Origin of the sequence: Heliorestis convoluta (genome assembly GCF_009649955.1) — a bacterium.
Classification (GTDB): domain Bacteria; phylum Bacillota; class Desulfitobacteriia; order Heliobacteriales; family Heliobacteriaceae; genus Heliorestis; species Heliorestis convoluta.
Genome location: NZ_CP045875.1, coordinates 2,346,922 through 2,372,839 on the forward strand (window position 1 = coordinate 2,346,922; position 25,918 = coordinate 2,372,839).

Consider the following 25,918-nt stretch of genomic DNA (forward strand, 5'->3'; position numbering starts at 1 on the left):
CGATGAGCAAGTATGTGACCGGATTGACTTATGGCGGTCAAGAATGGACCCCCCAATTCATCACAGAAGTGGATCCTATGAAATGCATGGGCTGTGGACGCTGTGTAAAAGTTTGCGCACAAAAAAGCTTGGGCATTGACATGTTTGAAGATGAAGACGATATGCAACGAATGGTAGCCATTGTAGCCAACCAAGACAGCTGTTCAGGCTGTCAAGCCTGTGGTCGTGTCTGTGTAAAACACTGTCATCGCTTTGAGCCCAAGTTGGCCTAGATTCAAGAAAGAGGTGAAAAACATGGGATGTCAAGGTGGTTCCTGTGGTTCAGAAAAAAAATCGTCGCTGGCGAATCATCCCTGTTTTTCCCCTCACGGTCACGGAAAAACAGGACGGATTCACCTCCCCGTAGCACCAGGTTGTAACATTTCTTGTGGTTACTGCGTACGCAAATTTGACTGCGCCAACGAGTCTAGACCCGGTGTTACCAGTCGAGTCATCAACCCGGAACAAGCACTCTGGCGTGTCGAAAAAGCATTGGCTGGCTCTATGGGGCCTTACCTGGCTGTCGTTGGCATTGCAGGCCCAGGAGAGCCATTGGCCAATCCCAATACATTCAGAACATTGCGCCTGGTCAAAGAAAAGTATCCTCATATGATGCTTTGTGTCAGCTCGAACGGACTTTTGCTTACAGAAAAAGTAGAAGAGCTTATAGAGATTGGCATTAGCCATATCACCGTAACCTTAAATAGCCTGCGCCCAGAAACAGGTGCAGCCATTTATCCCTATGTATACTGGAAGGGAGAAAAGCTCACTGGATTGGCTGCTGCAGAGCGACTGATTGAACAACAATTAAAAGGAATTGAAAAAGCAGCGCAGGCCGGTCTGCTTGTTAAAGTCAACACTGTTGTCATCCCTGGTATCAATGACGAGCAAATCGAGGAAATCGCAGAAAAAGTGAAAAGCCTTGGTGCAGCTGTCTTAAATCTAATGCCTTTGATCAACCAAGGAATATTTGCTCATTTAGAGCCTCCAACGGTTACTGAAATGACGCAACATCGACAAAAAGTGGCCACCATTCTTCCTCAGATTGCCCATTGTCGCCAATGTAGAGCCGATGCCATTGGGCTCATCTAGTAGATAGGAGGTGCAGAAAGTGCATTGCAATCAAAACAATCAAGAAATCGCCTTAATGGATACAACCTTGCGAGATGGCGATCAAGCGGCTGGTGTGGCCTTTCGCAGAAAAGAAAAAGAAATTATTGCGAGAGCTTTGGCTGACATTGGCGTACAGGAAATCGAAGTTGGCATTCCAGCGATGGGGCCAGAAGAAGTGGAGTCTGTTAAAGCACTCGTCAAGCTCAACCTTCCCTTACGAGTCTCTACTTGGAATCGTTCCGTGATTAGTGACTTAGAAGCAAGCTTGCGCAGTGGTGTAAATGCTGTTGCCATCTCCATGCCAGCGTCGGATCAGCAAATTGCTCGCAAGCTTTGTCAATCAAGGGAATGGGCTCTAGAAAAGTTAGGGCAGGCCATTCGTTGGGCAAAAGATAGAGGTCTCTATGTAACCGTCGGCTTAGAAGATGCCAGTCGAGCAGATTTCGAACACCTGATCGCCATTGGAAGAGAAGCAGAACGATTGAAAGCCGATCGCATGCGCTTTGCTGACACCTTGGGAATTCTAGAACCAATCGGAACGTATAAAATCTTCTCTCAACTCTCCAAAGCGTTGACCATACCTTTAGAAATTCATGGTCATAACGATCTTGGAATGGCAACTGCCAATTCTGTTGCTGCCATTCAAGGTGGTGCTAGAGCGGCCAGTGTTACTCTCTGTGGTCTCGGTGAAAGAACAGGAAATGCTCCACTCGAAGAAGTTGCCATTGCTTTGGCCCAAAGCTGTCAAATTGACTGTGGCATTAACTTCGAAAAACTGCCTTCTCTCTGTCGTCTAGTTAGTAAAATTACAGGTCGCCCCATTGCCTATCACAAGCCTGTTATCGGTCGTTATGCTTTTACCCATTCCTCTTCGATTCACGTCGATGGCTTTCAAAAAGATAGAGCCAATTATGAAAGCTATCCGCCTGAGAAAGTAGGAAGACGCCATCGCATTGCTTTAGGTAAATACAGTGGACGAAAAGCCTTAGAGACCTTTTTAGCAGAGCAAGGAAAAAGCCTACCAGAAAAAGAGCTAAATGCTCTTTTAGAACAAGTCAGAAGAATGAGCGAAATTCTCAAAAGACCGCTTCGGCGGAGCGATATCTTAGCCTTACTTCCTAGAGCAGAGGAAAAGTGCAGTATTTCTATGGAGTCAAGCAACCTTAACTAGCTAGAGGCTTTTATCGAAGAGACTATTTCTACGAGACCATAGCGTATGTAGCTATGGTTTTTTATTTTTTCGGTGAATTTTATGTGTTGCAATAAATAAAATTATAGGGTATAATACTATTTGTCTTTGAAAAAAGAACAATTTGCGCCCGTAGCTCAGCTGGATAGAGTAACTGACTACGAATCAGCAGGTCGGGAGTTCGAATCTCTCCGGGCGCGCCATTTTAAGAAATGATAAAGCCTCGCATTTTTGCGAGGCTTTTTTGTTTTTTTGTGTGTTTTAGAGAACTACTTACTTTTGGCTACATAGAGACCTTGCAATAGAAATCACCACATAATCACATAAACAAAAAGGAGATGGAATCAAAAGATGCAACTAAGGCATCGTAATGATTCCATCTCGCTATAATTGGAATGGTGAAGATATGTTTACGTATTAATAGAAGAATACGTTAATGCTCTGTGGTTCTCAAGGAGTTAACAACCAATGGGTATCAGGGCTACTCTTTGATATCAAGGGCCAGTTCTAGCTTGAACTGTAAAAGCATTTCTTTTTTGATGATGACTTTGAGCATTTCAGCCACAGACTTATCAAGATCGATCAAGTTACCAATAGTTATTGGCTCTGCAATACCACCTGTGGTACTGTCTAATGTACCGAGAACTTTTTGGATCTTTTCTCCTTCTGCGTTGATAATGTGGGCGAGAGCAACTTGCTCTATGGCAATGGCTGCAATGATGTCCGCTTTGGCTTCTTCAAGTGTTCTTTCTGATTTATCAGGAAACGTAGGTGTTGACATGAAGATACCTCCTACACAAGAAATTTTGTAACCCTGTAAACTTTATGTGAGGCGGTTTTGCTTTATACTTTTTCAGAAATGGTAATTCTTAGGTCACCTTCTTTTTCTTGAAGCCAATGGTTGCGTTCTTCAAGGAGTGAATAAATCGAGGAAAAATCGAAAGTCTGATCTAGATTTTTTTGAAGAAATTCTCTATTTACGGCTTCCATTCTTCGAAGTGAGATCCGAAGCAGTGTCTGAGACTGTTGGAGAGATCCAAGCGATAGGGGTTCTCTTCTTTTCATAGATAGTCACCTTCATTCGCATAGTAGGCAAGATGGTCACATATTGTTGGCATGTCAAGTTACTTTCATAGCTCTCTAGATTTAGGACTATGTACTCTTTTTTCAAAGAGTCTTTTTACCTAAGCGGACGATAGCTTTGTCGAGACTTTACTCTATATTTTGGTACCATTTGTGGTGTTGATATGGTACGAGTCGAGTAAATTCGTTCAGGAACAACAGGTTCTTTTTTCTCTGGCGGTTTTGGTGGCTCTGATGGCTTTGGTGGTTCAGGTGGTTTTGGTGGCTTTGGTGGTTTCGGTGGCTTTGGCGGATCTGGTGGCGTGGGCGGTTTTGCTGGCAACAGTTGTGTAACCAATTCTAGTTTGAAGTGGAGGAGCATTTCTTTCTTTACGATTGTGGTCATTAAATCTTTTACGCTTTGATTTAGTTGGACCAATTCTGTAATGGAGACAGAGTCTGTCTTTATGGCATGCTGAACTTTTTCTGCTTCTGCATTGATCAGATGGGCCAGCGCCGTTTCTTCAAGTGCAATTGATTCGATAATATCATTCAAAGCTTCATCGCGAGTCCGCTTTGGTACTGTAGGTGGTGTCATCTGCTATACCTCCTTATGGAAGATATATGCATAAGAAGACAAGCCAATGAGTTTCTTTGGTGCAAAATATATATTTTTTTTCTATTACATGAATTTTTCAGAAACTGCATTGTTGAGAACCGACCACTTCAAGGGAATGTTTTTTCCAAATTCTTACGCTTGCATCTACTGTAAGAATAAGATATAATTAGTTTCGTCTTCTTGACAGATAGGAACAATGCGCCCGTAGCTCAGCTGGATAGAGTAACTGACTACGAATCAGCAGGTCGGGAGTTCGAATCTCTCCGGGCGCGCCATTTTTTATTTGTTGAGATGGTTTTTTACCTTTTTCTTTATGTAAGAAGACATCGTGTTGGTTTGAGGAAGTTAGTAGCATGGATTACGTCTCAGACGATTACAAGTATATGGGTCTTGCTTTGGAAGAAGGGAAAGTAGCCCAGTCCAAAGGGGAAGTACCGATTGGTGCAGTTATCGTCTTAGATGGCCAAGTCATTGGTCGAGGCCATAACTTGCGAGAAAGCGATCGCAATCCTGTAGCCCATGCAGAAGTTCTAGCTATTCAAGAGGCAGCGCAAAAGCTAGAGCGGTGGCGCTTATCAGGCAGCACTCTTTATGTGACTGTGGAGCCTTGTCCGATGTGCGCAGGAGCCATTGTCTTGGCTCGTATTTCTAGAGTGGTTTTTGCTGTTATGGATCCCAAAGGCGGTGCTGCTGGTACCTGCTTTAATATTCTAGAAAGCCCTTGGACGAATCATCGTGTTGAAGTAACTTCTGGCGTTCGAGAAGAAGAAGCGCGAGCGTTGATGCAGAGTTTTTTTCGCTCTTTGCGGGAGAAGCGAGGGAAGTAACTTTTTCTACTGGTGATGTCGGTATAGGACGATTTGTTTCCCGATGGTAGGATATGAATATTGCATTAATTACGGAGAGATGGCTGAGTTGGTCGAAGGCGCTCGACTCGAAATCGAGTAGGCGGTAACCCCGTCTCCAGGGTTCGAATCCCTGTCTCTCCGCCATAAACATAATAATATCAAGGGTTCTGGGGCTTTTTGCCTTAGAGCCCTTTCTGCATTTTAGGGCTCATTTTTTCTTCGTGATAACATTTTGATAACACTAAAAAAACCTCCCTTTTGCGTTTGCGGGGAGGTTTCTTTGTACTTTCCTGTCCCATCACTTGCTAAAATGTGTTCCTGTTGCTTTTTGTTCTGAACTAAATGAATAAAGAGATTCCCAGTAAGAGGTAAGAAGCATACCATGTAGTTATGCTTTGAATGTAAACGACAAAGGGAACTCACTTTACTCCCGAAGCCTTAAAAACAGGTAAAAAATCTCTTGCTAACAAAGTCTATCATTTAGAAAGGGTGAATTGTGAATCCAATGAGTCAACAGTTCCGAGTGATAAACCAAACAAAACAAGAGTTAGTTTTTCAACCCATTCAAAAAGCTGATAGATTTTGGAAGAGATTGTTAGGATTAATGGGAAAAAAGGAACTTCATTTTGGGCTCTTATTAACGCCCTGTTACAGCATTCACACCTTTTTCCTGAAGCATGAAATTGATGTTGTCTTCCTAGGAGAGAATAATCAAGTTCTTTTTTTGATACAGCAGGCTCAACGAGGAAGAATTTTTGTAGGGGTACCAGGAACAAAAACAGTGCTTGAACTTCCACCGACAGTTACCAAAGGGAAACTTCATATTGGAGATATTTTAGCATTTATACCCTTTTCCACTAGTCAGTAACCAATGACATCTAGGTCCTACTCTATTAATAAAAAGATTGTTTTGGGTTCACTGTTAAAAGATTGAGGCGCTCTAATATCATAGGCACCAATGATCTCTGCGTTGTTGTTTTTCCAGTAAATTTCATTCGCTATTAAAGCTCCGTAAAAAGTATTGTTATTCCCGTCGAGGGTAAGTAAGCCGGGGGTATATAAAATACCATTTATTCTACAATTGTTAGACTTTATATAAATACCTTGGGTAGCATACATGGCTATAAGATCAGTCGTTTCGTTTGTATACTCTAATTTGTTTCCACTAATGTATAAAAGACCATCTACCAGCAATTGACCACTGCCAGAAAATAAATTATCCCTTAATTCCAAGTCTCCATCTACATAGATGATACCATTATTAGGTGCGATTGTTGTATTACTAAAAACTGTTAATGATGAGCCATCTCCATATACCTCAGTAGCGCCAGCAGCCATACCATAAAAATCAAACTCCGGGAAGGGGATAATAGGTGAATTCTTATTAATTGTTCCTGTAATTCCGCTTAAATCTCCTGAAGAACCTCGACAAGATAAATTTCCATATATATACCGATTCGCACCTTTAACTGCAAACTTGCCATTGGTGTGTACATTACCGTGTATTTCAAAATTATTCCCTTGAATGTTAAAGTCTTTTGTACTGCCAACAAAAAGGGCGTAATTAAGTGGCTCAAGTGTGACAATAGCTTGAGATGATTGCTGAGCTCGGGCTACCGCCCGTACAGTTATAACATGCTTATCAAAACCAATAATTTTTAGAAAAGCAAAGTCTACAGTCCTACTACCAACGACTTCTAACATTAAGTCACTTCCATTATAGGGATAATTCACTGTTACTTCACTTCCATCTAGACCATTTATTTTTGCAAAGTTTATGGCTTTACTTGTGACTTGACCTTTATTTTTCACTACCTCTTGAACGGCAGACAATGCTGCAAGATCCACAGCATTTTGCATACGATTTTTGTTATAAAACAGTAGAGATAAATCCAATATTAAACCTGTCAAAATCAAAATAATAGGCATCAAAATAGCAAATAAAATAGCAATTATGCCTTTTTGATTATTACAATATCGAAACACCCCAATCACCTCTATAAAGCCCCCTGACCGTGAAAAAAGCGAAGGATATGCTTGTCAGAGTCACAATACGCTACGGTGGAGGGCTTTCTACTCGTCCGATATAGGTGGCATTTATATCGGCTGTTGCCCCAAAGATTGTAGATATAGGCGTTAGAAAGTCCATCTTATAGTGAATGGAAACGCCTATCTGCTCTCCTATAGTCAAAGAAGTATCATAGGGCGGGGTTACCGTCACGATCATGACATGGCCTGATGCAGGTGTTAGTGTAAACTGGGTGCATAAATCACCTTGATCATCCGTGGAAGTTGAAGAGATGACGGTCGTAGTACCAGTCAAGGGTGCTGTGATTGACGATAAATTGTTAGCAATCTCTTCCTCAGATATTCCAACAGAGATCATGCGCATGGTAACTCTGGTAGCATTATCAACCATTGTATGGTAATACATGAGTCGTCCCAAATCGATAATTGAAAAGAAAAACATTATAAATATTGGTAAAATCAGAGCGAATTCAATCAAACCCTGCCCCTTGTTATGGTTACTCCATACTTTTTTTACGCTCATGATCCGATGCCTGCCCTTCCTGCCGGGTAAGGTCATTCATAGATGGGTCCATAGGGAATACCACCTCTTAAAAGAAATTTTCTATCATACTGATCATGGCTGGGCCCAGTAAGATGATAAAAAGTTGTGGAAAGATAAAAAAGACCAGAGGAAAAAGAAGCTTGACAGGAATTTTGTAGGCAGCTTCTTGGGCTTTTTGTTTACGCATGAGACGAATCTGTTCTCCCTGGGCTCTAAGAATCGTCGTTAAGCTGACTCCCATTTGCTGCCCACTTAACAATGCTGTAATAAAATTAGATAATTCAGGTATGGAAATACGGCTGGCCATATTTTGAAAGGCCTCCTTTTTGGCCTTTCCATACTTTATATCAGTCATCGTTAAGGCTACTTCTTCCGCAACAGGACCTTGAAGATAGGTAACGATACGAGTAAGGGCCAAATCAAGCCCTATGCCTGCTTCCACACTGATCATTAAGTAATCAATGAAAGCAGGAAGAGAACGATAAATCGCCTGTTGCCGCTTGGCAACTTTCTTTTTCAGATACAGAATAGGTGTTAAAAAGCCGAGTATAAAGAGTAGCAAAGTGCCGACCCATTGGAATGTTACATCTGCAATCATTCCCAAGAGAAAATAACCTGTCAGGCTAAATAATACTGAGAAAAGAAAGCTATATCCTACGATTAATTCGGAGCTGCAGTTAGACCCTGATGCTTTGACCAGCTTAGACAACCTTTCTTGCAATGAGAGAGGTAAAAAAAGAAAGATTCTCTTTCCTTGTTCTGACAAAACGTTGAGGCCCGTTGAAATATTTTTTAAGGAATATTTTTCTGAAGAGTCCATGGGTGATAAGAGCTTTGAGCGAATGGAACGGTGAAGAAGCTTTTCTTGTAGAAATAGAAAAAGAAGTATGAACAGGCCGATACATATAAGTAGTAACCAAATGAAGTTTTGAAGAATTGTAAACATGATCATCACCAATTCAACGAAACGATTCTTTTGATCAGCAGAGCACCAATGATTTGACTTACTACGCCAGCAAGGAGCAATTGCTGGCCCAGGCTATGGGTGAGTAGTATGCTGATGTAAGTGGGGTTCATTACATAGAGAAAGATAAATATTACAATAGGCAATAACACAAGAATCATTCCCGACATTTTTCCTTGCGCTGATAAGCTTTTTATTTCTCCTTTTATTCGCTGTTTCTCTACCATCGTTTCCGCTAATGTTTGAAGGATTTTTATCAGGTTTCCTCCTGTTTCCTTAGAAATCATGATGGCTGTTGTGAACGTTTCAACATCTTCTGTAGGATTGCGTTGATAGAAAAGGTAAAAGGAATCTTCGTAACTTTTTCCTAGCTGAATGTCTTGAAATACAAGCTGAAGTTCTCGCTTCATAGGAGCAGGGGCTTCGTCAGCGACGATTTTTAAGGCATGTTGAAAACTATAACCAGACTGTAAACTACTACAAAGAAAGTTAACGACATCAGGAAGTTGACGAGATAAGGACTCAATTTTCTTTCTAGCCAAATAAGAAAGAAAAATATGAACGCTTAAGGGGAAAAGGACAGTCACGATGATGCTACTTAGCAGTGATCTTGTAAGCAAGACGGTGAATAGAATCGTTGTAATCCATCCTGCACTTACATAGATCATGAATTTGGTTACTTCTATTTCTACAGAGGCTTTATTTAGTGCAGTTTGAAGCCAGGATGTAAAAGTAGCCTTCTGATTTGACGATTTTTTCAAGAGGAGTTTTGCTTCTTTGGAGATGGTGTTGTCAATTTTTTTTTCATTACGAAGACGTTTTATCATCATCTGTTGAAAAAATAAACCTTTAAGGAGTAAATAAAGAAAAAAGGTCAGAACTGTCCCCAAAGCAAGTAAGAGTAATGGGACAAGCAATTGTATCACCCCTTAATCTCAATACCTAAGGTTCTAAAGCGGATCTCTATCTTCGCTGGTAAGTCTGTAGAAACAAATTCTCCTCTGACTTTTCCGTTAGCACGGTCTTTGCTGTTAAAATAGTACAGATCTTGAAGTAAAATGGAGTCTCCTCCCATGCCCGCAATCTCCGTAATATGGGTTACCTTTCGAGTTCCATCAGACATGCGCTCAATGAAGCATATTAAATCGATAGCACTATGAATCTGTTCCCTGATGGCACGAAGAGGAAGATCTATTCCCGCATAAAGGGTCATGGTTTCAAGCCGGGATAGTGCATCGCGAGGTGAATTGGCGTGTACTGTTGACAAGGAACCGTTGTGACCTGTATTCATCGCTTGCAACATATCCAAAGTCTCTGCCCCTCTTACTTCGCCTACGATAATTCGGTCTGGTCTCATTCGCAGGCTATTGCGAACTAAATCTTTAATGGTAATGGCACCTTTACCTTCAATATTCGGGGGACGAGCTTCTAAAGATATGACATGGGGCTGTAATAGTTTCAATTCGGCTGCATCTTCAATGGTTATAATTCTTTCTCCCTCAGGAATAAAAGAACTTAATGTATTGAGTAAGGTGCTTTTTCCACTTCCCGTCCCGCCAGCCACCATAATATTGGCTTTTGCCTTAACAGCCTTGCTTAAAAAAAGGGACATTGCTTCGTTGAGTGAACCATACTGAATTAACTTTTCAATCGTTATAGGTTTGGATGAAAACTTGCGAATTGTTAATAAGGGGCCTTTTAAGGAAATGGGGGGGATCACTGCATTGACCCTTGAGCCATTTGGTAAACGGGCATCTACCATGGGAGAGCTTTCGTCAATTCTTCTTCCTAAGGGAGCAACAATTTTATCGATGATTTGCAATACATGTTTGTCATCACGAAACTTGATTTCAGATACTTCAAGGCGGCCCTTTTTTTCTATATAAACTTGATGCGGTCCATTTACCATAATTTCACTGATGGAATCATCCATTAGGGCATGCTCTAATGGGCCAAACCCTCGTAACTCATCGAGTACGGAATGAAGAACCACTTCTCTTTCTCGTCGAGAAAGAGAAGGAAATTCTTTAGCAACCAAGTCATCTAGGAGCATTTCTAAGTAGGCCCCTATCGCTGTATCTGATTTCAAGGTAGGTACAAGTGTTGCATCAATTTGACTGATTAACTTGCGTTGTACAGTAACCAATGCAGAATTGTGATAAACATTTTCTGTAACCGTTTTGTGAATATCTTCTACTTGGGTTCCTTGGTCTTTCTTTTTGGTTTTATTATTTAGAGAGTCCTTTAAATTGGGGTTACCACTAGAAAATTCCATTTGCTATTCCCTCCCCCTACCAAAAATCCTTTTTAAAAAGGAAGTTTTTGGTTTTGAGGAAGGAGTAGAGGTGGTTTCAATCAAAGAACGACTCAAAGTGATTAATTGTTTTGCTACAGTTGAATCTTTATGCTGCAGTACAATAGGTTCTCCTGTATTGATGGAATACCTGATCAATTCTGAATTATCATCAATGAGAAACAAGTTTACTCTACCTAGAAACGCTTGGATGTCATCTACTTTCAATTCGCAAGAAGTTTGAAAACGGTTTAAAACCAACTCTATTTTATCGTCAGGTACATTTAGTTTTTGAAGAGTATCCAAACCGCCTTTGACATTTTTAAGAGTTGGAATTTCCATGGTTGCCAAAAGTAAGATTTTATCGGCTCTTTCAATCGAACCAAGAACCACTTGATTGAAGAGTGGAGGTAGATCAATGATGATATAGTCATAAATTTGAGTATACAAGTCAATTATTTCTTGAATATCTTGGGCCTTAATCATTTCTGCTTGCTCAGGTTCAGTGGGTGCAGGAAGAACGTGAATGCCACTTGGATGAATTGTCACGTATTGAAGCAAGTCTTTCGGTTCTAGCCCCATTCGGTCCGTAGGAATGTCAACAATTGTGTTTTTGGGTGTTAGATTGAGCATGTCAGCAACATCACCAAACTGTAAGTCCAGATCGATCAACAGGACGTCTTCTCGAGTTTCTTCTTTCAAGCTAACGGCTAGATTAATAGCTAAGATACTTTTCCCTACACCACCTTTGGTGCTGAAAACGACAATGATATTCGGCTCTCGGTTAGAAATTTGCTTCGGATTAGAGAGGAATTTTTGCTTTTGCTGCAGCTTCCATGCGTGAACTTCTAAAATGGAGTGATGGAGTTTAGACGATGTAAGAGGGAACTCTAAGAAGTCATTAGCACCTGCCTGCATGGCTTTACGAATGACATCGAGTGAAGCAGCAGTACCCATCAATATTACACCGATATAAGGGTAGAGCTCTTTAATCTTCTGGGTTGTTTCAAACCCTGTCATCTCTGGCATGTTTGCATCAATGATAGCTACGTCTGGCTGATATTTATCTATAAATTCAAGGGCTTCTTGACCCGTTAATGCTTCCCCTGTGACCTTAATATTTTCAAATGGTTCTATTAAAGCCTTGAACGTTTTTATGGATGTAGGATTGTTATTGACAAGCAATATTCGTATTTTTTTTCTCATCCTTCTATCCCCCCCTCAAACAAGTCATTTTGCAAATTCAGTTTCAGAAGCGCTAACATAAGGTCTGTATAGGTATAGGAATGTGGCTTTGTTATTCTCTATTTTCTTTGTAGCTTTTCCGGCTGGCTTTGACAAGGCAGAAAATCAAGAATATCAAGATAGAGTCGATGATAAAACTGCCATCTTTCTTTGTCTTTTTCGGGTTCTATATTTTCCTTCTGATCACAAGCAAAAAGCAAAAGCTCTTTCGTGTATGTGTCACGATGTTCACGGAGAAGATTGCTCAAAGCTCTATCGTGATTTTCTGAGGTAATCTCTAGCTCTGCAATACGCTCTTTTGCATCGTCTAGTTTTTCTCGAAGATCATTCACCTTGTTCATTTGCTCTACTCGTAGAGCCTGCAGAGCTTTTTCATGTTCAATCTCTTTTTGTTGCATCTGCCGCTCTGTCTCTGCTTCTTTGTCTGTTACTTCTTTTTGCAATATGGACAAATGCTCTTTCAGCATTGCTTTTTCTTGTTGCTCTGTCTGCAACTGCTCTTGCCATGTGCCTTTGTCGCTTTCATAGCTTTCACTTTTGCTTTGTAGGCTTTCGACTTTGCTTTGCAGCTCTTTGGTTTTACCCTCTGTTTCCTGTCCTGCTTTTTCTGCCAGCAGAGCCAGTCGGTTGAATTCCTCTTGGGCTTTCGCCAAAGTGCTTTCAGCAATTGCTACTCTTTCAAGAAGCTCTTTTTCTTTTTCTTCATACTGTATCTTTGCTTCTGCCAGTTTTTGTTGCACTTCCCTTGTTTCTTGCTCTGCAAAGGCTATCTTGTTCTGAAGGCTTTCTTGTTGATCCGCAAGGGGAGAACGTAAGGTAAGCCGAACTTCTCCAAGTATGCTGTAATAAAATAGCTTTTCTGCATCAAAAGGGCTCATTAGAAAAGTAATATAATTGGACTCGACAGATTTATTTTGACCTGTATCAATAACATAAACATTTTGGAAAATGGTTTTTACTATTTCTTGCTGGCTGTAAGGGGGTTTCAAGTACACGAGAATATCCACTTGGTCGCCATTTTGGATCTGTCCTCCAACACCGCTGATTGAATCGACTTTCATTGTAATTGCTCGTTGGTCTTTAGGAACTAAGTAAGCTAGACCATCTTGTTTCCCCTGTACGATGCGCCCTAGGATGATTTGTTCGCCTTTGTAAATGTTTTCTTTGGTAATTTTTCCGACAATCTGACTCTTAGATTGCAGAGCGCCTTCTACAACTTGTTGCCTAGTAACCTTGGAATTAGATAGATGCTTCTCGGTGATCAAGGTGTTTGCGGGAATATTCTCACTGGCTACAATGACACTTATCAATGAACCTGTTTCTATGGTTTTTTGCTGAAAAAAATAAAGCAAAAGACCTGTTATCGTCATAGCGATGGCAAGAGATAGAATTAATGCTTTTTTCTTAACTGTAGTCAAAGATTCACCTCCTTATCCCGGCAGAAACAATGAACAGTACCAACGAAGGAGAATACCAATTCCTAAAAAAACACCGAGTGGGAGTGAACCAGTTGGCGAGATGGTACTAAAGTTTCGATATAACAAAGCAAATCCAATGTTGCGAAAGACATATTTCAGCTTTCCTTGCAGTGCTAATACAATTAGTGCTACCAACCCAAATAGAATCAAACCATATAGGGTGCCATGCATGACAATGGAAGTGCCTACGAATGCGCCAGAAGTGGCCAAGAACTTCACATCGCCTCCACCGACCCAACCCCAAACAAACGGTAGAATCAGTAAGCCTAAGCCCAAAAAGGCGCCTAAAAGTGCATCAAAAATTCCATGAAAGCTCCCAAACCAGCCATGTAATGCCATAGCTGATATAAAAAATGAAAGTGTAGTCCAATTGTAAATTTTTTTGTAACGAATATCTGTGTAACAGACAATGAGTATGAATATGGACAAAAAGATGGAGATGATTGTATGAAGCATGTTTCTCCTCCTTTTGTATAGAGAACCGAATAGGTCTCAGACCTATTCGGTTCAGGCGGGTCAGGGCTGGTTAATCAAGACTGGTGTTGATTTCTTCGTATTTTGTTTCAAGTTTTGTACCGATTGCGGTGATTACGCCGATAAGCACAACTGCGATGAGGGCGAGTATAAGTCCATATTCAATCATGCCCTGACCAGATTCGTCGGTGATGAGAGTCGTTAAAAGTTTTTTCATACCAATCCCTCCTTGATGACCGCCTTCAATAATAAACTATTCAAAAAAATAGAAAAAAGTTCCAGAAACTTGATGTTACATGGGGAATAATGACGAATAATATCGAATTCTGGGTTGGGTGCGTAACCTTGATTTGCCAATACCGTTCTAAAGCTTTATATCCTGCATAATCTTTACTTTCATATCATAGATAAAACCCCCTTACCTTTTTAAGTAAGGGGGTTACAGATTATTGACAAAGTGTGCTCTGTATGGTTATTCAGGGGCAATTAATTGCCAGTATTCATAGGCTTGTCAATTCAGTATTTAACAAAAGAAACCAAAGAATAAGCCGTAATAGCGTCGTAACTTGAGGTAAGGTCATCAAAAACCTAGCCTATTCAGCCCAGTAATTTAGGAAGTTTTTGAAAACAGAAATTCTACTTTATGAAACACTTCTTGATTTTTCTTTTTTTCTTTTTACGCTTAACTGGCTTTCCGATTATTTGAACTTTCGCTACAGCTTTACACACCACTGGTTGAGGATAAATTATAGGAGGACAAAGTAAAGGTTTCGGAGGACATGGTGGGGGTGGGCATGGTGGCTTTGTATCCATGGCTGTTTCTAGCTTAAATTGAAGTAGCATCTCTTTCTTTATAATGGTTTTCAAAACTTGTTCAACTGTTTTGTTTAATGCTATCAGTTTATCCGGACAAATAGTTTTACTCTTTAAATAATGCTCTATTTTATCAGCCTCTGCGTTTATGAGATGGGCCAATGCTGTTTCTTCCAAGGCAATGGATTCAATTACATCGGTAATAGCCTCTTCACGAGTTCGCTTAGGAATCGTTGGCATCGTCATAGGCAAACCTCCTTACCAACGATATATGCAGAAAAAAATGGAGCGGATGGTTGTCCTATAGATTTATATTGCATATTTTTCCTAATGTTATTACTATTTCTGCAGCAGTTTCTAATTTTAAAGGGCTAGACGACTTTTCGCCTAACCCTTTTTTGAACTGCTGAAAGAAAATCGTCAGGCCTTTAAATAAATCCGCCAATTCGTTTGCAGTATTGAAGTGGTGTCTGGAAAACTTTTTCAATCATGGATCGATCACAAGATTTGTACATAGCATCATAACCAGGTTTTGCATTTGATTCAATGAACCATAAATTTAGATTTTCATCAAAAGCAAAATCTATGCCTAATTCCCCAAAGGTACCATACTCTTTTTCGATATAAACATAACAAGTGCGTAAAAATCGTTCAACTTTTTCTTTTAGTTTCTTTAGCTCATCATCTGATAGTTTAAAGTACTCAGCAAAAAAAACGTCAAACTCAAATACTTTTGAACCGGATTGCGTACTTGTAATCGGTGATTTTCTTACACCCATTCTTACAGGATAAGAGTGGATTTGCAAATCACCATTTATATCTCTTTGTAGAGTCGCTCTTAGGTCAATTTTTTTATCGTCAATCGTTATGAGAGGAATGGCTTGTTGTATCAGAACTTTTTTATTTGCGAAAAATAGTCTAACAGTTTCAGCAACTTCATGGACCGTCTCTAGTTCTTCTGAAAAAACTTGCCCTTTGAAATAGCTGTAAATAAATTTACCATTTCTTAATTTCTCTACATAGAAAATATCACGACCATTGCTACCTAAACAGTCTTTTATATAAAGCTTATGAGAAAGATCGAACATTTTTTCTATAGATGCAATATCTGTAAACAGATTTGTAATGGGAAGATAAGGTTGCATTTTTTCATGCTTTGATAATTTTTCATGTAAATCCCACTTATCAAAAAAGTATTGTGGATTCAATGTAATGATCTCTGGACAAAGAGCCAATTGTTCTCGGATATAATGCGACTTAATCTTTTGTTTTGGTAGTACACCGCCGCCGCGGTCATATAAAATATCAGGAAAAGGAAACTTTCTTCTTTCCCAACGGTCTAACATCTCATTGTAGTAGGTTCCGTTAATTTTTTGATTAAGAAAGTCTACATCTTTAATTGAAAAAAAGTATAAGATTGTTTTCTCATATTTATTAGCAATTGCAAATTCTCGATGCCTGAATTTAGGTGTTTGGCGATGCATTCTTCGAATATGTCCATTGCTTAAAAAAGCAGCGATGACCGGTCCAAAACGAAGGCTATTATCTTCTACCACAAGCTGACAGCTTGTTCCCTCGATAAGACTAAGCTTATTCATGAGATCTGGACAGAAGTAAATTTCACCGGTGCTTTCTTCACATAAATTTGCTGTTACATTTTCTTCAGATAATCCAACTTGTACAGAGATATTCTGATGAATGTCCAATCTTTCAAAAATTTTTCTAGGTACAGTAATACAGTGGGGTCTTAATTCAGAAGAACGATATAGTTTTACTTCAGTTGTATTTCGACCAGAGGTCATATTTCCTTGTATTAAGTATTTGGTATAATTCAGTATCGAAAGAAAGGGATAACTGGGCTCATCGATATATAGATCACTCGCCGTTGGATATTTTTCAGGCTTTGTATTTGCCTCAATAAACCATATTCTTCCTTGGGTGTCAACAGTAATATCCATGCCAATCTCAGCAAAAGTACCGAATTCTTTTTCAATGGCTTTCATAATTTCTAAGCTAACAGTTCGAACTTCAGCGTCTGTTGGAAAAAAAACATCTTTATCCTTCATGCGTGGGTAAAAATCTGCATATTCTATTTCTTCGCTTTCAATCGTTGTTATGGAATAGTCTTTTTTTGCAATACTTACCCTGTTGTATGCTATCGTCCATTTCCCACAATGATTTTTTTGCATTAAGACACGAGTATCAAAGTTCCTTCCTTCATACTTCATAATCTTGATGCCTTGTTGGAGGATAAACTTTTTGTTATTTACGAAAGCGGACACTAGATCTTGCGTATCCCTTAAGTCTTGATAGACTTCTCGAAGGAGGCCATTTTTATAATAGACAACTACATATTCGTTATTTACTTTTTCAAATGACATTACTTCAAGTCCACGGCTGCCATAAAAGGATTTTAGAAAAATAAAGCGATGCTTTTCTATCATTTCTTCTAAATCCTTAAAGTCACGGTACTCTACTGTATCTGGTAAATAAGGTCTAATTTGCGAGTTTTTGTTGAGCCGCTTAAATAATTGCCATTTTCCCAGATAGTCGCGACTGTTAATAAACGTAACATCTGAATGCTTTCTAAATTGCTCTCGAATATGCTTTACCAGTATTTTCTGTTCTGGATAAAAGCTAGCGCCTCGATCATAGATTACATCGGGCATGGGAAAGGTATCTTGTTTCCATTTATTTTCTTTAGTGTCAAACCAATATCCTTTTATAGATCTAGCAAACCAATTGATGTGGTCAATCGAAAAAAAATAGAGCAAACAGTGAGCCACTTCATTTGCAATAACCGTATTATAGAGAATCGGCTCCCTTTGATCTTTTTCAATAACATCCATGTATTTTGTATTGAGAAAAACCCCTAGAACGGGTCCTAATTGAATCACCTTGTCTTTCCGCCAAATATTTAATGTGACTTTGTTAATCAGTTTAAGTTTGTTAAAACTATCCTCGCAAATAAAAAGTTCACGTCCCCTGGCTTCTTTTCGAATCACTATAACTTCTGCTTCTAAGGCCCCGCATTTTAAAATATAGTTTTCATTTTCTTTCACACCAAGCTCTTCCATTATCTTTTGATCGACTAAACATACCCCTTGCTTAAGCTCCCTCGATTTTATAATGTCTATATGCATGGTTAACCACCCTTTTACAAAAAGTAACCAAACTTTTTTCTTGTCATAACCTGTAGTTAGTTAAGTTGTTTTTTCGACTTACCTAACTATTATGATAAAGAAAGGAAAGTTGTTCATGTCATCTCCGACCATTCCTACGATCGATCCTCAGATTAATATCGATCGAGAGGACGCAATTAATCTGCTTTTAACGTCCATTGCTCTCGAAGAAATAAGCCTAGCGCACATTATCAATGCTGAAGGCGAAAAAATTCAATCTATCTTAGGAACCTTACCAGGGCAGACCGTAAATAACCCAACACTCGACGAGCTTATGGCAATCAATAAAAGCGTTAAAAGTACACTGCAGACTTTGATTAAAAAGGAGATGCTTTTGCAATTTAAGTTAGAAGCGGTGTTGCAGATTCCAAGGCCCGTGCCACCGGAAGATTAAACGGGTTAGCAAGTGAATCCATCTTCATGACAAGGTATTTAGCATATTCCAATGGGTTTAAAAAGGCTTTTTCAATTGTTTTCCTATCATAAGCTTTGATTAAAGAAGCCTTGGTCGGTTGGTTGTTGCTTTCAATGAACCAAATATGGTTTTTCTTATCTAATGCAAAGTCAATGCCCATCTCACCTGTGGGACCGTAAGATTTTTCAATTCCTCTATAGAGGGCAGATAAAAAATCTTCTACTCTATTTCTTAAAGCGATGATTTGTTCTTGAGAATAATTCATATGCTTTGTAAAAAAATCTTCGAGACGATAGCAGTCCCCATGGGTCGTGATGGGGGCATTTTTTTTGCTTATCCTGACAGAAATCGACGTATACTCTAATTCTCCGTAACCATTTCGCTGAACCTCTGCCCGCATATCCATGATCTTTTTATCGATACTGTGTAAATCAATTGCTTGCTGAATGATAAATGGACTTCCTTGAAAAAAGTTATGGACTACTTTGAGAAGGGAGTGAAGATTTGTTTTACCCGTCATTACGCCGTCGTCCATTGTGAAGTAGCTGTATTCATAGCTCGCATCGTCAAACCTTGCAACTCTCATCACATGATAGCCTCTTCTTCCTCGACATGCTTTTAGATAAAGGCTAGGATGGTTCTTGAGCATATCGATCAAATCTTTGTCTCTTCGATATTTCATGGTTATTGGTAAATGGGGTTGTATATTGTCCAAATCATTCAAAGCTCGATATACTTCCCATTTATCAAAACCTTTACAATAATTTATGCTTCTTGCGCCTTTTTTCACTAACTCTTCGATAAAGCTACTATATTTTTTTTTTCGCTTTTGAAAACCCCACCTCGTTTATATAAAACAGTGGGAAAGGGAAAGGATTTACTAAGCCATCTTTTGCTTTCATCATCGTAATAGAAACCTTCGATGGTTAAGTGACGTAAACGAATGTTATCTATAGAAAAAAAATACATAGTTGTTTTTGCTTTTTTATTAGCTTGATGAAGTAGAAGGATTCTCTTGTTAGCAAGGCCTTTTTTCAGATATCTTATATTTCTTTTTGTTAGTAAAACGCCTACAATCGCATCATGGGAAATATCGACAGATTCAGTAGCTTTCATTTTGCTTGTCACCCATTTCTCCGGAACCATTATTTACCTTTCTTAACAGTATTCAAAATGGCTTCCTATTGATACAAATAAAGAAGAACTGCCATTCATAAGGTATAAGTCTGAAGCTACTGAATCTGTCAATCTCAACTTTTTTTCCATAAGAAAGGCAACAGTTGTCACTACCCCGCTAAGTCATGAATGACTAACAGGTAATGTCAACCGTTGCCTAGGAGTGCTTCTTTTAGCATTTTCGAATAAGGATGAATGGTAGGTGTATTCGTGACAAGAAATCATAGGTATAGGAGGTCTGAATCTTTCTTTCTGTCAGGAGGTGTCTTTCATGACGAAGGTCCTAGGGAGCTATATAGGGCGTTATACGCTCGTACATGTCCTGATCTATGGGATTGCTGGTATGTTTTTTTATCAGGGTACAGGCTATGAAGAAGCAATGGTTCCAATGGATGTAATAAAACAGTATGGGCCCCTTGACAATTTTCTTACGGCTGTAGTTGCCTTATTAGGACAGATTGCACGTGGTGCTTTGATCGCTTTATTACTCTACCCATTTTACAAGGTTATTGTAAAAAAAGATCATGGTTGGTTGTTGCTCTTCGGATTGCTTTTCGGCTTGAATGTGTTGGGTTTTCAAATATTTTTCGTTGAAAGCATAGAGTACTTTACAGTGGTAGACTCTTTGCCTGAAGTAATTGAAACTTTCAGAATCGAAGTTCCTGAAATCATTGTTAAAAGCTTGCTTATCTCGGTTCTATTTTTTGGTGGGAGAGAAAGCGGCTAAGAAAAGCGATTGATTTGCGTGGTTGGTAACGTGATGACGGCAAGGCAAAGCGCGCGGGACCACGCAAGAGAGTGCTCAAACCCCTTGATTTCAGTACTTGCTTCTTTCCATGGAAAAATAATCAAAAAAAGAAGGGGTTCTTTTTTTGATGTAGAAGTAATCATTGTAAGCACAAATACAAGCTGAATTAATGAAAAATATAGAGCAATAGAATGTATAGAAAGGAGGTTTTGGTATGAGGCTAAAGAATAAGCTAATGCTTCATGCGAAAAATATTCGCTCATCCCAAGATCGTAAGAAGCATGCCAAGAGGTTTGTTGCCCAGTCGCAAAGTGCTTTTCGTGCGAGAGCGAGTAACAATAACCATAGAAAATTGAAGTAAGGTAGTGGTAGCATGATTAAGAAAAGAATTGCCAAGAAAAGAGAAAAAGCTGCTTTTCTAGAAGGAGAAGCAAAAGAACAATTCATTGCCGACGCCAAAGCGGCTCGTCGTATCAAAAGGGCGATCAACCGAGCAACGCGTCGACAACAACATAAAGCAGAACAAAGTCGTTATCGAGTTATGATCAACAACGCCAAGATGTTTGTAACCAATGTAGCCAACGAAGAAGAAGCTTTGAAAAAAGCTTCCACCCATCGTACTTTCAAAGAGCAAGTGCGTATGGCCAAAAGCGCAGGAAGAGAACCAAATATTTCTGTTCAAATCCTTGAAAAGTAGCCAATGGCTACTTTTTTTGTGCCCTGCAGAGCCGAGGATTACCAGGGTGGCTTAGAAAAGCGATCGATTTGCGTGGTTGGCAACGTTGCTCATGACGCATATTCATCGATGAAAATTAATGCTACAATAAGCAGCGTAGGAAGAAAAGACAAGCAAATCAAAATCACGTCAAGATCAAGATTAATAATCGAGGGAAGAGGTAAGACAAACCATGGTAGCAAAATCAAGCAATGAAACAACAAAAAAACGAGCCGGAAGAAATCGTACCCTCTTCCTGACAGAAGAAGATAGAATTCGACTAAAGCCAAAATTGATTACAGAAATGCCCTTAGAGCGATTCAAAGAGATGCCTCAAGGCACAGCCAATGGCGACTGTCTACAATGGGCGCAAGTATTGCCGCTTGCATCGATAGACTTACTTTTTTTAGATCCACCCTATAACTTAACGAAAAACTTTAATGGTAGAAACTTTACCAAAAAAGATGTAAAAACATACTCCCAGTGGCTTGATGGTGTCCTACAAACCTTAGATCCTTTACTTAAAGAAACAGCCTCTATCTATATCTGTGGAGACTGGTATACATCGACGTCAATTTTTGAAGTGGCGTCAGAATACTATCATGTCCAGAATCGAATCACCTGGGAGCGGGAAAAAGGAAGAGGTGCACTGGGTAATTGGAAAAATTCCAGTGAAGACATTTGGTTTTGTACCAAGTCCAAAAGCTACACCTTTCATGTAGATAAAGTAAAACTGCGTCGCAAGGTTATTGCGCCTTATAAAGAAAACGGCAAACCAAAAGATTGGCAAGATACAGAGGCTGGAAAGTTTCGCGATACCCATCCTTCGAATCTGTGGACTGACATTACCATTCCCTTTTGGTCCATGCCTGAAAACACTGATCATCCTACACAAAAAAGTGAAAAATTGCTAGCGAAAATCATTCTTGCGAGCAGCAATCCTGGTGACCTCGTTGTTGATCCTTTTGTAGGCAGTGGCACCACTTCGGTGGTAGCGAAAAAATTAGGCCGACGCTATCTAGGCATAGAACTCGACGAAGAATATGCCATGTTAACAGAGCGCAGGCTGGAGTTGGCTGAGATAGATAAAGAGATACAAGGATATCAAGATGGCGTCTTCTGGGAGCGCAATACCTTGGCTATACAAGGCAAACAAAGTAAAAGCAGCTAAATTGTATCGGTCGACGCTGCTGTTTTTTCCCACTTCCTCCTCTTCTGAATACTATAGAATCGTAAGGAGGAGAAGTAGATGTCGATTGCTCGAGGAACTTATTTTTTATATACGGTCTTTCCGGGTGATTCGCTTTATGCCATTGGAAGGAGATTTGGCAGCTCTGTAGAAGAGCTGGAACAGTTAAACGCATTGTACCCACCTTTTACCGATCCGGGGCTGATATTTCCCGGTCAATTGTTAATTGTACCTTATGGATATGGTGATCTTGCCGCAGGGACATTTCTTTTTGTTAGACCTGGCGATAGTCTCTATCGCATCGCAAGGCAATTTTCTACATCTGTAGAAAATCTAATTCAAATAAATCCTCAGATTGATAATCCTGCCTTGATTTACCCAAATGAACTGGTACAACTTCCTGCTCAGATTTATATCGTATCTCCTAGTGATTCTCTATATAAGATTGGAGCTCAAAGCGCTGTTTCTGTTGGTGCATTGATTCGAGCAAACCAAGACCGTCCAGGATTTTCAGCCGACGCCCTCTATCCTGGATACGGGTTGATTCTTCCGCGATTTGAACCAGTCATAGAACCGCTGGAGCCTTTGGATCAACTGGCCAGCTTGCTGCCGAATCAAGCTGGTTTTACTTGGTACTACGAAGGCTTTGCTGAATATGGTCATGTCATGACCTTGCAGTCGATCGAGAGGGAACCGAATCGGTATGTGTATCGCGTGACGGGTGAAGTCAATGATCCTTCTGAGGGTGAAGCTGTAGGAAGAGATTTTCGTTTAGCCCTACAATATGTCATTACCGGGGAATCGTTGTTTCAGATTAAAAGGGAAGAAGCAATGTTGGATTCGCCCTTTGATCAGTTAGAATTGATTCGACTCCCTCTTCAGCAGGGAAATCGCTGGAGACAAGAAGTGACAGACCGAGCCGGTCAAACATTCGCTTTAGACTCTATCATTGAAGATGTTCAAGAAGATCGAGGGGCTAGAGTTTACACGGTTCGTTATACTTTAAATGGTAGCGACTACTATGAGTTACGGAGAATTAGAGAGGGGATCGGGGTAGTCTATTTTGAGAAGTTGCTAGTCTTAGGGGATCAACAGTTTCCGGTGAGTTATTTTCTCTATGAAGATATCTCTGGTCTACAACGTTGAGGGGTTTTACAAAGGTAGGTTCATAGGAACGCCTCGCCATTAAGATCATACAGAAAAAAATTTTTGAACTAGAAGGAATAACTCTTTTTACGTAGAATTAAATATAATATCAAGAATAATTATGAATACCAATAGGAGGTGAATTCCGGTTTTCTCTGTGAAGACCGGAAAGAGACTATGACGATGAAAGCGTATTTTGAAAAAGCCCAAGGTACAGGCATTCTTTCTACAGCTGATGGTGAGGGGAATGTTAACGCAGCGCTCTACGCCACGCCTCACTTCATGGAAGATGGTACCGTTGCTTTTATCATGAGAGAGCGATTGACCTATCAGAATGTGCAAGCCAATCCCAAAGCATGCTATCTCTTCAAAGAAGCACATAAAATCGGTGGATACCGTTTGTATCTGACGAAAGTAAAAGAAGAGGTAGACAGCGAACTGCTCTTTGAAATTCGTCGCAAAGAGACTCACATTCAAGAAGATGAAAAACTATACCTCGTGTACTTCAATGTAGATAAGATTCTTCCTATACTCGGCGGCAAAGAAGTAACTTCTTGCCCTCATAGTAAAGGTTGCTGCTAAGAATTGGTGCCTAGGTGGGTGATTCTACGATAAGATGATAGGAAAAGAAAATCTGTCGAAGAAGTAGCATAATGAAATAGCAGGAAGATAAAAAGCCTTTCCCGGTGCTCATAAAAATGGCCGGGAGAGGCTTTTTGCATAGAATTGGAAACCCAATGCTTTGTGACTGTGCTGCTTATTTACCTTACGTCCTTTACAGGGCAAGTGAGAAGCCCACAATATGAATATAGGAGTACGAAAGCAACGACCATGGAAATCATAAAAAAACTGAACGATTTATTAGATAGACAAGAAAAAAAGAAATACATCCTCTTATTTCTGCTTATGCTTATGGCTGCAGCACTGGAGGTTTTTGGACTTAGCATGATCATTCCTTTTATCAGTCTCGTCATCAATCCTGCCTATATGGAAGAACAGCCTTTGGTATATCAGCTTTATGCACTTTTGCGTTTTGAATCTTACCAAGCCTTTTTAGTTACGACTACCTTCGCTTTGTTAAGCATTTTTATCTTCAAAAACTTTTTTCTCTATTCTATGTACTCTTTTAAATATCGCTTGACCAACGATCAGCAAGCCCTTATCGCCAGCCGCTTGTATAGCACCTACCTCAAGCGACCTTATGCTTTTTACTTAGATCGAAACTCAGCCGAGTTATTACGCAATACGAATGAGGAAGTAGGCTTGGCTTTTACAAGAGTCGTACAACCTTTTCTGATTCTTGCCACAGAAACACTGGTCTTACTGGCCATTGCCATTTTTTTGCTTACCATCGAACCGGTCATCACTGCGACTGCCATGGTCGTGCTTGGCGGCTTTGTCTTGCTTTTCTTTACCTTTCAACGTAAGAAAATGATTCAATTGGCTCAAAAACAACGGACTTTGCGGAAAGAAAAAGTAAAGTGGCTCAAGCAAGGCTTTGAAGGAGGCAAAGAAATCAAAGTAAATGGCAAAGAAAAGTTTTTTATTGAAGCATTCCAGAACCAGGCTATGCCTTTTGCACAGATCAACCGTTATTTTCAAGTGATTCGAGAAGTGCCTAAACTATTTATTGAGTCTCTTGTTGTAGTCACCATCTTGCTGATTACGGCTATGGTCATTCTGCAAGGTGATACTTCGCAAAGCCTCTTACCGACGTTAGCGCTCTATAGCATGGCCGCTTTTCGGCTTATGCCGTCGATCCAAAAAATTGCCGGTTCTATGACACAAATAAAAAACGGCATGCCTTCATTAGAAACAATACACAGTGAGCTTTTGGAGTTAGAAGATGAGAAAAGCGAAAGGGAGCATGAGTTACCTAGCGCCAAAGCCATAAAGGGCTCTAGCAATAAATTTCACCAGGCCATTGAAGTAAAAGATATTTACTACCGCTATCCCAATGTAAAGGAATATAACCTTCAAAAGGTGAGTCTGACCATTCCCATTGGCCAATCGGTGGCTTTTGTCGGTCCGTCGGGTGCTGGAAAAACAACACTTGTAGATATCATTCTAGGTCTACTCCAACCTGAAAAAGGTCAAGTTACCATTGATGGAATGGATATCTATCAAAATCTAAGACGATGGCAACAAAAGATTGGCTACATACCGCAGTCTATCTATCTTTCTGATGACACAATTCGTAACAATGTTGCTTTTGGCTATGATGGGGATCAAATTGCTGATGAAGCTGTATGGCAAGCTTTAGATGCCGCCCAGCTAAAAAGCTTTGTGGAAAAACAACCACAGGGGCTGGACACCTTAGTCGGTGAAAGAGGTGTGCGTTTATCAGGTGGGCAGCGACAGCGTATCGGTATTGCCAGAGCGCTTTATCACAATCCAGAGATTCTTTTTCTCGATGAAGCGACTTCTTCTTTGGATCAGGAGACAGAAAAAGGCGTCATGGAAGCCATTGAAGGGTTGCGAGGAGAAAAAACCTTGATCATCATTGCCCACCGCTTGAGTACCATTGAGCATTGTGACCTTGTCTATGAGATTCGGGATGGTCAGTTGGTGGAATTCTAAAAGGCTACTGCTTTTTTTAGACAATAAAAAAAGGAACTTTACCCCATCTGTGTAGAAA

28 protein-coding genes and 3 tRNA genes are annotated in these 25,918 nt (G+C 39.9%); 15 read left to right on the top strand and 16 right to left on the bottom strand.

The features are described from left to right. Positions 1–2: 2 nt before the first annotated feature. From FTV88_RS11245 to FTV88_RS11260, 4 genes are all read left to right on the top strand, one after another. Complete coding sequence (locus FTV88_RS11245; RefSeq protein ID WP_153725706.1) at positions 3–272, top strand: 4Fe-4S dicluster domain-containing protein; 270 nt, start codon at positions 3–5, stop codon at positions 270–272. Positions 273–294: 22 nt separating this feature from the next. Continuing rightward, entirely contained in the window at positions 295–1,131 is an 837-nt protein-coding gene (locus tag FTV88_RS11250) for a radical SAM protein (protein ID WP_153725707.1), read from the top strand. A 19-nt stretch (positions 1,132–1,150) separates the two neighbouring features. Next, positions 1,151–2,323, top strand: coding sequence for a homocitrate synthase (gene nifV, locus FTV88_RS11255; protein WP_243137105.1), 1,173 nt, complete (start codon positions 1,151–1,153; stop codon positions 2,321–2,323). Between the two features lie 144 nt (positions 2,324–2,467). Then, positions 2,468–2,544, top strand: a tRNA-Arg gene (locus FTV88_RS11260). A 278-nt stretch (positions 2,545–2,822) separates the two neighbouring features. On the opposite strand, the gene FTV88_RS11265 is transcribed toward FTV88_RS11260, so the two are convergent. The 3 genes from FTV88_RS11265 to FTV88_RS15650 all read right to left on the bottom strand — a co-directional run bounded on the left by FTV88_RS11265 (position 2,823) and on the right by FTV88_RS15650 (position 4,001). Then, complete coding sequence (locus FTV88_RS11265) at positions 2,823–3,122, bottom strand: alpha-helical endospore appendage domain-containing protein (RefSeq protein ID WP_153725708.1); 300 nt, start codon at positions 3,120–3,122, stop codon at positions 2,823–2,825. Between the two features lie 62 nt (positions 3,123–3,184). Continuing rightward, positions 3,185–3,406 (bottom strand): hypothetical protein, encoded by a 222-nt coding sequence (locus FTV88_RS11270; protein ID WP_153725709.1) that lies wholly within the window; start codon positions 3,404–3,406, stop codon positions 3,185–3,187. Positions 3,407–3,521: 115 nt separating this feature from the next. Beyond that, on the bottom strand, positions 3,522–4,001 hold the full coding sequence (locus FTV88_RS15650) for an alpha-helical endospore appendage domain-containing protein (RefSeq protein ID WP_207707863.1): 480 nt from the start codon (positions 3,999–4,001) through the stop codon (positions 3,522–3,524). A 219-nt stretch (positions 4,002–4,220) separates the two neighbouring features. Between FTV88_RS15650 and FTV88_RS11280 the strand changes: the two genes are divergently transcribed. The 4 genes from FTV88_RS11280 (at position 4,221) to FTV88_RS11295 (ending at position 5,738) form a co-directional block, all read left to right on the top strand. Then, positions 4,221–4,297, top strand: a tRNA-Arg gene (locus tag FTV88_RS11280). Between the two features lie 78 nt (positions 4,298–4,375). Beyond that, positions 4,376–4,849: a tRNA adenosine(34) deaminase TadA gene (gene tadA / locus FTV88_RS11285; RefSeq protein ID WP_153725710.1), complete on the top strand. Its 474-nt coding sequence runs from the start codon at positions 4,376–4,378 to the stop codon at positions 4,847–4,849. A gap of 73 nt (positions 4,850–4,922) precedes the next feature. Next, a tRNA-Ser gene (locus tag FTV88_RS11290) sits at positions 4,923–5,014 on the top strand. A 361-nt stretch (positions 5,015–5,375) separates the two neighbouring features. Beyond that, the gene (locus FTV88_RS11295) at positions 5,376–5,738 is read left to right on the top strand and encodes a DUF192 domain-containing protein (RefSeq protein WP_162008007.1); all 363 of its coding nucleotides are present in this window, start codon (positions 5,376–5,378) and stop codon (positions 5,736–5,738) included. 17 nt (positions 5,739–5,755) lie between these two features. Here the strand turns inward: FTV88_RS11295 and FTV88_RS11300 are convergent, their stop codons facing one another. The 11 genes from FTV88_RS11300 to FTV88_RS11350 form a co-directional block, all read right to left on the bottom strand. Next, the gene (locus FTV88_RS11300; protein WP_153725712.1) at positions 5,756–6,865 is read right to left on the bottom strand and encodes a TadE/TadG family type IV pilus assembly protein; all 1,110 of its coding nucleotides are present in this window, start codon (positions 6,863–6,865) and stop codon (positions 5,756–5,758) included. A gap of 61 nt (positions 6,866–6,926) precedes the next feature. Next, a complete protein-coding gene (locus FTV88_RS11305) occupies positions 6,927–7,421 on the bottom strand; it encodes a TadE/TadG family type IV pilus assembly protein (RefSeq protein ID WP_162008008.1) in 495 nt (164 codons plus the stop codon). A gap of 67 nt (positions 7,422–7,488) precedes the next feature. Beyond that, positions 7,489–8,388: a type II secretion system F family protein gene (locus FTV88_RS11310; RefSeq protein WP_162008009.1), complete on the bottom strand. Its 900-nt coding sequence runs from the start codon at positions 8,386–8,388 to the stop codon at positions 7,489–7,491. A 5-nt stretch (positions 8,389–8,393) separates the two neighbouring features. Next, complete coding sequence (locus tag FTV88_RS11315; protein ID WP_153725715.1) at positions 8,394–9,236, bottom strand: type II secretion system F family protein; 843 nt, start codon at positions 9,234–9,236, stop codon at positions 8,394–8,396. Between the two features lie 92 nt (positions 9,237–9,328). After that, positions 9,329–10,681, bottom strand: coding sequence for a TadA family conjugal transfer-associated ATPase (locus FTV88_RS11320; RefSeq protein WP_153725716.1), 1,353 nt, complete (start codon positions 10,679–10,681; stop codon positions 9,329–9,331). A gap of 3 nt (positions 10,682–10,684) precedes the next feature. Next, positions 10,685–11,905 (bottom strand): CpaE/TadZ family protein, encoded by a 1,221-nt coding sequence (locus FTV88_RS11325; RefSeq protein ID WP_153725717.1) that lies wholly within the window; start codon positions 11,903–11,905, stop codon positions 10,685–10,687. Positions 11,906–12,003: 98 nt separating this feature from the next. Continuing rightward, positions 12,004–13,362: a Flp pilus assembly protein CpaB gene (cpaB, locus tag FTV88_RS11330; RefSeq protein WP_153725718.1), complete on the bottom strand. Its 1,359-nt coding sequence runs from the start codon at positions 13,360–13,362 to the stop codon at positions 12,004–12,006. Between the two features lie 12 nt (positions 13,363–13,374). After that, on the bottom strand, positions 13,375–13,878 hold the full coding sequence (locus FTV88_RS11335) for an A24 family peptidase (protein ID WP_153725719.1): 504 nt from the start codon (positions 13,876–13,878) through the stop codon (positions 13,375–13,377). Positions 13,879–13,948: 70 nt separating this feature from the next. Continuing rightward, positions 13,949–14,113, bottom strand: coding sequence for a Flp family type IVb pilin (locus FTV88_RS11340; RefSeq protein WP_153725720.1), 165 nt, complete (start codon positions 14,111–14,113; stop codon positions 13,949–13,951). 419 nt (positions 14,114–14,532) lie between these two features. Beyond that, positions 14,533–14,955 carry an alpha-helical endospore appendage domain-containing protein gene (locus FTV88_RS15655; RefSeq protein WP_207707864.1) on the bottom strand — a complete coding sequence of 141 codons (423 nt, stop codon included), beginning with the start codon at positions 14,953–14,955 and terminating at the stop codon, positions 14,533–14,535. 182 nt (positions 14,956–15,137) lie between these two features. Further along, a complete protein-coding gene (locus tag FTV88_RS11350; RefSeq protein WP_153725721.1) occupies positions 15,138–17,852 on the bottom strand; it encodes a YheC/YheD family endospore coat-associated protein in 2,715 nt (904 codons plus the stop codon). A 115-nt stretch (positions 17,853–17,967) separates the two neighbouring features. Here FTV88_RS11350 and FTV88_RS11355 point away from each other — a divergent pair, with 115 nt between their 5' ends. Continuing rightward, positions 17,968–18,285 (top strand): alpha-helical endospore appendage domain-containing protein, encoded by a 318-nt coding sequence (locus FTV88_RS11355; protein ID WP_153725722.1) that lies wholly within the window; start codon positions 17,968–17,970, stop codon positions 18,283–18,285. On the opposite strand, the gene FTV88_RS11360 is transcribed toward FTV88_RS11355, so the two are convergent. Both FTV88_RS11360 and FTV88_RS11365 read right to left on the bottom strand, forming a co-directional pair. Next, the gene (locus FTV88_RS11360; protein ID WP_162008010.1) at positions 18,233–19,096 is read right to left on the bottom strand and encodes a YheC/YheD family protein; all 864 of its coding nucleotides are present in this window, start codon (positions 19,094–19,096) and stop codon (positions 18,233–18,235) included. The two genes, FTV88_RS11355 and FTV88_RS11360, sit on opposite strands and share 53 nt — an antisense overlap. Then, positions 19,096–19,422: a hypothetical protein gene (locus FTV88_RS11365; RefSeq protein ID WP_162008011.1), complete on the bottom strand. Its 327-nt coding sequence runs from the start codon at positions 19,420–19,422 to the stop codon at positions 19,096–19,098. The genes FTV88_RS11360 and FTV88_RS11365 overlap by 1 nt, the downstream gene beginning before the upstream one ends. Before the next feature lie 331 nt (positions 19,423–19,753). On the opposite strand from FTV88_RS11365, the gene FTV88_RS11370 reads away from it, so the two are divergent. From FTV88_RS11370 to FTV88_RS11400, 6 genes are all read left to right on the top strand, one after another. Then, the gene (locus FTV88_RS11370; RefSeq protein WP_153725725.1) at positions 19,754–20,209 is read left to right on the top strand and encodes a hypothetical protein; all 456 of its coding nucleotides are present in this window, start codon (positions 19,754–19,756) and stop codon (positions 20,207–20,209) included. A 394-nt stretch (positions 20,210–20,603) separates the two neighbouring features. Continuing rightward, positions 20,604–20,927: a hypothetical protein gene (locus tag FTV88_RS11380; protein ID WP_153725727.1), complete on the top strand. Its 324-nt coding sequence runs from the start codon at positions 20,604–20,606 to the stop codon at positions 20,925–20,927. A 211-nt stretch (positions 20,928–21,138) separates the two neighbouring features. After that, on the top strand, positions 21,139–22,116 hold the full coding sequence (locus FTV88_RS11385; RefSeq protein ID WP_153725728.1) for a DNA-methyltransferase: 978 nt from the start codon (positions 21,139–21,141) through the stop codon (positions 22,114–22,116). A 78-nt stretch (positions 22,117–22,194) separates the two neighbouring features. Next, complete coding sequence (locus tag FTV88_RS11390; RefSeq protein WP_153725729.1) at positions 22,195–23,280, top strand: LysM peptidoglycan-binding domain-containing protein; 1,086 nt, start codon at positions 22,195–22,197, stop codon at positions 23,278–23,280. A 183-nt stretch (positions 23,281–23,463) separates the two neighbouring features. Then, the gene (locus tag FTV88_RS11395) at positions 23,464–23,862 is read left to right on the top strand and encodes a pyridoxamine 5'-phosphate oxidase family protein (RefSeq protein ID WP_207707865.1); all 399 of its coding nucleotides are present in this window, start codon (positions 23,464–23,466) and stop codon (positions 23,860–23,862) included. A 162-nt stretch (positions 23,863–24,024) separates the two neighbouring features. After that, entirely contained in the window at positions 24,025–25,860 is a 1,836-nt protein-coding gene (locus FTV88_RS11400; RefSeq protein WP_153725731.1) for an ABC transporter ATP-binding protein, read from the top strand. Positions 25,861–25,918 lie beyond the last annotated feature (58 nt).

Bases quoted from the DNA above. Each gene is read 5' to 3' on its own strand.
- FTV88_RS11245 (WP_153725706.1), top strand. From the start codon at position 3: ATGAGCAAGTATGTGACCGGATTGACTTATGGCGGTCAAGAATGGACC.
- FTV88_RS11250 (WP_153725707.1), top strand. From the start codon at position 295: ATGGGATGTCAAGGTGGTTCCTGTGGTTCAGAAAAAAAATCGTCGCTG.
- FTV88_RS11265 (WP_153725708.1), bottom strand. From the start codon at position 3,122: ATGTCAACACCTACGTTTCCTGATAAATCAGAAAGAACACTTGAAGAA.
- FTV88_RS11270 (WP_153725709.1), bottom strand. From the start codon at position 3,406: ATGAAAAGAAGAGAACCCCTATCGCTTGGATCTCTCCAACAGTCTCAG.
- FTV88_RS15650 (WP_207707863.1), bottom strand. From the start codon at position 4,001: ATGACACCACCTACAGTACCAAAGCGGACTCGCGATGAAGCTTTGAAT.
- tadA (WP_153725710.1), top strand. From the start codon at position 4,376: ATGGATTACGTCTCAGACGATTACAAGTATATGGGTCTTGCTTTGGAA.
- FTV88_RS11295 (WP_162008007.1), top strand. From the start codon at position 5,376: ATGAGTCAACAGTTCCGAGTGATAAACCAAACAAAACAAGAGTTAGTT.
- FTV88_RS11305 (WP_162008008.1), bottom strand. From the start codon at position 7,421: ATGAGCGTAAAAAAAGTATGGAGTAACCATAACAAGGGGCAGGGTTTG.
- FTV88_RS11310 (WP_162008009.1), bottom strand. From the start codon at position 8,388: ATGTTTACAATTCTTCAAAACTTCATTTGGTTACTACTTATATGTATC.
- FTV88_RS11315 (WP_153725715.1), bottom strand. From the start codon at position 9,236: ATGATGATAAAACGTCTTCGTAATGAAAAAAAAATTGACAACACCATC.
- FTV88_RS11320 (WP_153725716.1), bottom strand. From the start codon at position 10,681: ATGGAATTTTCTAGTGGTAACCCCAATTTAAAGGACTCTCTAAATAAT.
- FTV88_RS11325 (WP_153725717.1), bottom strand. From the start codon at position 11,905: ATGAGAAAAAAAATACGAATATTGCTTGTCAATAACAATCCTACATCC.
- FTV88_RS11335 (WP_153725719.1), bottom strand. From the start codon at position 13,878: ATGCTTCATACAATCATCTCCATCTTTTTGTCCATATTCATACTCATT.
- FTV88_RS11340 (WP_153725720.1), bottom strand. From the start codon at position 14,113: ATGAAAAAACTTTTAACGACTCTCATCACCGACGAATCTGGTCAGGGC.
- FTV88_RS15655 (WP_207707864.1), bottom strand. From the start codon at position 14,955: ATGACGATGCCAACGATTCCTAAGCGAACTCGTGAAGAGGCTATTACC.
- FTV88_RS11350 (WP_153725721.1), bottom strand. From the start codon at position 17,852: ATGCATATAGACATTATAAAATCGAGGGAGCTTAAGCAAGGGGTATGT.
- FTV88_RS11355 (WP_153725722.1), top strand. From the start codon at position 17,968: ATGTCATCTCCGACCATTCCTACGATCGATCCTCAGATTAATATCGAT.
- FTV88_RS11365 (WP_162008011.1), bottom strand. From the start codon at position 19,422: ATGAAAGCTACTGAATCTGTCGATATTTCCCATGATGCGATTGTAGGC.
- FTV88_RS11370 (WP_153725725.1), top strand. From the start codon at position 19,754: ATGACGAAGGTCCTAGGGAGCTATATAGGGCGTTATACGCTCGTACAT.
- FTV88_RS11380 (WP_153725727.1), top strand. From the start codon at position 20,604: ATGATTAAGAAAAGAATTGCCAAGAAAAGAGAAAAAGCTGCTTTTCTA.
- FTV88_RS11385 (WP_153725728.1), top strand. From the start codon at position 21,139: ATGGTAGCAAAATCAAGCAATGAAACAACAAAAAAACGAGCCGGAAGA.
- FTV88_RS11390 (WP_153725729.1), top strand. From the start codon at position 22,195: ATGTCGATTGCTCGAGGAACTTATTTTTTATATACGGTCTTTCCGGGT.
- FTV88_RS11395 (WP_207707865.1), top strand. From the start codon at position 23,464: ATGAAAGCGTATTTTGAAAAAGCCCAAGGTACAGGCATTCTTTCTACA.